Raw genomic sequence first — 4,989 nt, forward strand, 5'->3', positions numbered from 1 at the left:
GTCACCCGCAGCCTCGACCCGACCGGACGAGGCCACACCCGATGGATGATGCGCTGGAAGCCAGTCCTCAACGCCTTCGCCATCACTTTCGGTGACCGCTGGCCGGGCGCCGAGCACTACTGACAACATCGCCGGAACCACCGTTCTCGTTACAGACCCCGCCGGACGGCCGTCGTGTACCCGTCGTGGCTGGCGTGGCCGGTGGCGACGCTCGGGGCGGTCGCGGTCGTCGCCGCAGTGCTGGTCGCGCGTCGGTGCGAGGCGACGACGGTGCCGCACGTCCTGGGTGCGGCGGTGCTACTGCTCGTCGCGGCCGTCGCCACGGTGCTCGCGTCGGTGGGGCTGTGGCAGGCGCTCCTGGCGGTGCACCCGGTCTGGGCGGACACCGGGCCGTTCCTGCACCGCCCAGTCCCGGTGCAGGCGGCCGCGGTGGCGCTGGCCGTCGCAGTGACGGCACTGTGGTGGCTCGCGGTGCGCCGCTGGGCGGGCACCGCCGGCGCGGCGACGGCCGGGGCGCTGGTGCTCGCCGTGCTGGGCCTGGTCACAGCGGCCACGGTGCCGGGCGCGTCGTACCTGTTCGCGTGGCCCGCGGCCGCCGCGGGCGTCGGGCTCGCCGCCGCCCTGGCGCTACGGGGGCGTCCGGTCGGCGCGACGGCAGCCGCCACGCTGGGCGCGGTACCGGTGGCGGCGCTGCTGGTGCCGCTGGGCTGGGATCTGTTCGTACTGTCCGGGGTGTCCGACGGCGTCCCGGCCGCGGCGCTCGTGCTCACCGCCGCGGCGCTCACACTCGTTCTCGTACCGGAGGGGGTGCGACGGGCGGCGGCCGGAGACCGGCCCGGGCGGGCGTGGCCGGTGCCCGTCGCGGCGGTGCTGGCCGCGGTCGTCCTCGCCGGGGTGGGGGCGGCGCTGAACGGTCCGTCGGCGGAGCGGCCGCAGGCCTCGCACCTGTCGTTCCTGCAGGACGACGAGGGTGCCCGCTGGGTCAGCAACCAGACCGTCCCTGCGCCCTGGACTGCCCGCTACCTGGACACCCCGGCGCGGGAGGTGCCGGCCTGGCCGGGGCCGGACGAGGTCCGGACCGGGCCGGCGCAGCCGCTGGCCGCGCCGGGGCCGCGGGCGGAGATCCTGAACCGCACCGCGGACCGGGCGGTGCTGCGTGTGACGAGCCCGCGCGGGGCGCCGGGGATCACGCTACGACCGGACCGGACCGTCACCGCGGCGACCGTGACCCCCGCCGGACGGCCCGCGGTGTCGGCCGCGCCGGCGGACGGGCTGACCGAGATCCGGCTACACGCGGTGCCGGCCGCGGGTGCCGTCGTCGAGCTGGTGACGGGGCCGGGGCCGCTGGGCGTGGCCGTCGCGGACCTCTCGCCGGGGCTGAATCGGGTGCCGGGCTTCGTGCCGCGGCCGCCGGAGCTGCGGGGGGCGCCGGACCCCACCAGCGACCAGGTGGTGCTGGCGACGCGGGTGGAGCTGAGCGGGTGAACGGGAAGCAGTGTGAGGTGGCCGGTCATCCACGGTGCAGCGCGGTCATCATCGCCTCGACGGCGATCCGCGGCTTCACGTTCTGCTCCAGCGCGTCGCGGCAGGCGAGCACCGCCTCCAGCCGGCGCAGGCTCGACTCCGGTCCCCACTCGGCGGCGGCCACCCGGATCTCGCGGTCGCGGTCCGGGTTGGTCAGCGGCACCGTCGCACCGGTCGCGGCGACGATCGCGTCCCGGTAGAAGCCGGCGAGGTCGACCAGGGCACGGTCGAGCGCGTCCCGCTGTGTACGGGTGGCGCGGCTCTTCTGCCGCTTCTCCAGGTCCCGCTCGGCCGCCTTCGCCGAGCGGGCCGCCGCGGCGGCGCCCTTGCCGGTGCCGCCGGCGCCCATCGCGACCGCGAGCTCCTCGCGCTCGGACTCGTCACGGGAGGAGCGCAGCTCGTCGGCCTCGGCCTCGGCCGCGCGGATCAGCACGTCGGCGTGGAAGAACGCGTCGCCGAGGCGACGGAGCTTCGTCGGCACGCCGAGGATCTCCTCGCGACGGGCACGGGCCTGCGGGTCGCGGGCGAGGCGCCGCGCCCGGCCGACGTGGCCGCCGCACACCGACGCGGCCCACCGGGCCTGCTCGGGATCGATGCCGTCGCGGTCGCGCAGCACCCCGGCGACGGCGTCGGGCGCCGGGCTGCGCAGGTGCACCATCCGGCAGCGCGACCGGATCGTGACGGGCACGTCGTCGGGATGGTCGGACGGCGCGCAGAGCAGGAACACCGTCTCCGGAGCCGGCTCCTCGACCGCCTTGAGCAGCGCGTTCGACGCACCCTCGGTGAGCCGGTCGGCGTCAGCGATGATCACGATCTGCCAGGTCCCGGTGGCGGGCTTGCGTGCGGCGAGCTGCACGAGCGAGCGCATCTCGGCGACCGAGATGGACAGTCCCTCGGGGACGATCTCCCGGACGTCGGAGTGCGTGCCCGCCATGACGGTCCGGCAGGCCGCGCACTCGCCGCAGCCGTGGTAACGGCACTGCAGGGCGGCCGCGAAGGCGCGCGCGGCGTTGGACCGGCCGGAGCCGGGCGGCCCGGTGAACAGCCAGGCGTGGGTCATCGCCGACGGGTCCGATGCCGCCGCGTCCAGCTCGGCGACGGCGGCGGGCTGGCCCACCACGTCGTCCCACACACTCACGACGATCCCTCCTCCGTCATCTGCCGGCGCGCGACGACGCCGACCGTCGCCGCCAGGACGCCCGCTCCGGCGAGCACGAACCGCGTGCCGTCGACCAGCAGCGCGGTGTCGCCGACGGTCACCGTCCGGGTCGCCACGACGCCGACGACGACCGGCACCACCGACATCGCCCCCAGCAGCACCAGCCGGACCAGGGACTGCACGAACGCGTTGACCCGGCCGCGGATCCCGTCGGCGACCTCGGTGCCGATGATCGTGAGCCCGGTCAGGAACGCGATCCCGGCGAACGCGCCGACGACCAGCACCGCGGCGATCGCCATGAACAGGTGCACCGCCACCGCCACGACGACGAGTGACACCCCGGCCCCGACGATCGCGCTGCCGAACAGCCGCCGGTGCGGCACCTGCCGGGCCAGCACCGGGCCGAGGGCCATCCCCGCGGCGAGTCCGGCGAACACCGATGCGAACAGGATCGAGTACGCCGCGTCCCCGCCGCCGAGGCTCGACGCGTAGAGCTTGGCCGTCGCGATCACGGCGCCGCCCGCGGTGAACGCGCCGACGACGCCGACGACCAGCCCGCGCACGAGCGGGGTGCGGACGACGTAGGTGTAGCCGTCGCGCAGCAGGTACAGCAGCGACGGCGGCGCCTGCTGCCGCTCGGCCTCGGTGGCCCGGCCGGAGATCTCCGGGATCGCGAAGTACACCACCAGCGCCGAGAGCAGGAACGCGAACCCGTTGAGGCACAGCGCCGCGTAGACGGTGGTCTCCTGGTCCGCCCCGAACATCGGGCCGACCTTGCTGACCAGCGCGAACAGCCCCGCACCGCCGACGACCGCGACGCCGTAGGTCACCAGCAGGCCCAGCTGCGCGGCGCTCTCCATCTGCGCCGGGCTGCGCAGCAGGTTCGGGACGGCCGCGTCCTTCGCCGGGATCCAGAACATGGTGCACAGCTCGAGCAGCAGCGTCACGACCAGCAGCCACCACAGCTGCCCGACGAACGGGATCGACAGCAGCAGCCCGAACTTCGCGAGGTCGCAGGTCACCATGACCTTGCGCCGGTCGAAGCGGTCGGCGAGCACCCCGGCGAGCGGCCCGAACAGCAGCGACGGCACCAGCTTGGTCGCGACGACGCCGCCGAGCGCGAAGCTCTGCGCGGTGAACCCGGCGCCCGCGGTGAGGTGGGTCGCCAGCGAGGTGAGTGCCAGCAGCGCCAGCCACTCGCCGGTCGCGGTGACCGCGGTGACCGACCAGAGCCTGCGGAAGGCGGGGATCGCGAGGACCGACGTCAGGCGGTGCGACGACGTCGACGACGGGGTCGTGATCGCGGCTCACCTCCTCACGCGGTGCGGCATGCGGATATTCAGGCTAGACGGGGCCACCGACGGCGACCGCGGGACCTCAGACGATCGTCGACAGTGTCTGGACCAGGATCACCAGGTAGATCAGCACGAAGACGATCGTGAACACCCGCGCTCCGACCCGGCCGCGGGTGAGCCGGGAGAAGCCGAGCAGGCCCTCGTCGAGGTCGACCGGGGGCCGGGCGGACACCGCGGGCGGCCGGTAGACCGTCCCGACGGGTTCCTCGCCGCCGGAACGGGGTCGGCGCGGGGCGGGCAGCCGGGGCACCGGGCCGGTCGGGGACCGCCGGGGCACCGGCGGAACCGGTGACGACGGGGCGGGCGTCACCGGGCGGCGGGGCCCGGGGACCGAGTCGTCCGCGTCCTCGTCCGGGGTGGGGATGGCGGCGGGGCCCGGCCTGCGGCGCCGGACCGCGGTCAGGGTCCGCCGGGTGGGGCCGTCGATGTCTGGCCCGCCCGCAGCGGGCTGCTCACCGTCCGAGGACGGGTCGGGGTCCGGCCGGTCCGCGGGCGCGTCCTGCGCCGCCCCGGCGGGGCCCGCGGGGTGGGCACCCCGTTCCCGGGCCCGCCGGTCCGCCTCGCGCTCGGCGACCAGCCGCGCCACGCCCCAACGCCCGTCGTCGGCGGGGGCCGGCGCGGGGCGGCTGTTCCTCCACCGCACGGCCATGACGGCATGCTAGGTGTGATGTCCAGGGAGGTTGTCCCGTCCGGGGGCGGTGAGTCTGGCTGACAGACGAAGGCCTCCGGTTGTGAAGTGGAGCTGTCTAGGAACCGCTTCACCCACCGGAGGCCTTCGTGTCCCACGCTAACGCCGCTCTGACCCCGCGCGCCCGGCTGCGGCTCGCTCAACTCGTCGTCGAGCACGGCTGGACCCACACCGCGGCCGCGACAATGTTCATGGTCTCCGCGCGGACCGCCAAGAAGTGGTCCGACCGCTACCGGGCCGAGGGGCCGGCGGGGATGGCCGAC

General features: G+C 75.5%; 5 protein-coding genes. 2 read left to right on the top strand and 3 right to left on the bottom strand.

The features are described 5' to 3' along the window. The first annotated feature begins 174 nt into the window (after window positions 1-174). Window positions 175-1,485 (top strand): hypothetical protein, encoded by a 1,311-nt coding sequence (locus tag FVA95_RS27415; protein WP_149666701.1) that lies wholly within the window; start codon window positions 175-177, stop codon window positions 1,483-1,485. 25 nt (window positions 1,486-1,510) lie between these two features. Here the strand turns inward: FVA95_RS27415 and FVA95_RS27420 are convergent, their stop codons facing one another. The 3 genes from FVA95_RS27420 to FVA95_RS27430 form a co-directional block, all read right to left on the bottom strand. Beyond that, window positions 1,511-2,662, bottom strand: coding sequence for a DNA polymerase III subunit delta' (locus tag FVA95_RS27420; protein WP_083695382.1), 1,152 nt, complete (start codon window positions 2,660-2,662; stop codon window positions 1,511-1,513). Further along, window positions 2,659-3,984 (bottom strand): MFS transporter, encoded by a 1,326-nt coding sequence (locus FVA95_RS27425; protein WP_149666702.1) that lies wholly within the window; start codon window positions 3,982-3,984, stop codon window positions 2,659-2,661. The genes FVA95_RS27420 and FVA95_RS27425 overlap by 4 nt, the downstream gene beginning before the upstream one ends. Window positions 3,985-4,060: 76 nt before the next feature. Continuing rightward, a complete protein-coding gene (locus FVA95_RS27430) occupies window positions 4,061-4,687 on the bottom strand; it encodes a hypothetical protein (RefSeq protein ID WP_149666703.1) in 627 nt (208 codons plus the stop codon). A 128-nt stretch (window positions 4,688-4,815) separates the two neighbouring features. Between FVA95_RS27430 and FVA95_RS27435 the strand changes: the two genes are divergently transcribed. After that, the coding region (locus tag FVA95_RS27435; protein ID WP_149662471.1) for a leucine zipper domain-containing protein at window positions 4,816-4,989 on the top strand (174 nt) is incomplete at its 3' end.

Origin of the sequence: Pseudonocardia sp. EV170527-09 (assembly GCF_008369905.1) — a bacterium.
Taxonomy (GTDB): Bacteria; Actinomycetota; Actinomycetes; order Mycobacteriales; family Pseudonocardiaceae; genus Pseudonocardia.

Coding starts and splice junctions, on each gene's coding strand:
- FVA95_RS27430 (WP_149666703.1), bottom strand. CDS start 4,687: ATGGCCGTGCGGTGGAGGAACAGCCGCCCCGCGCCGGCCCCCGCCGAC.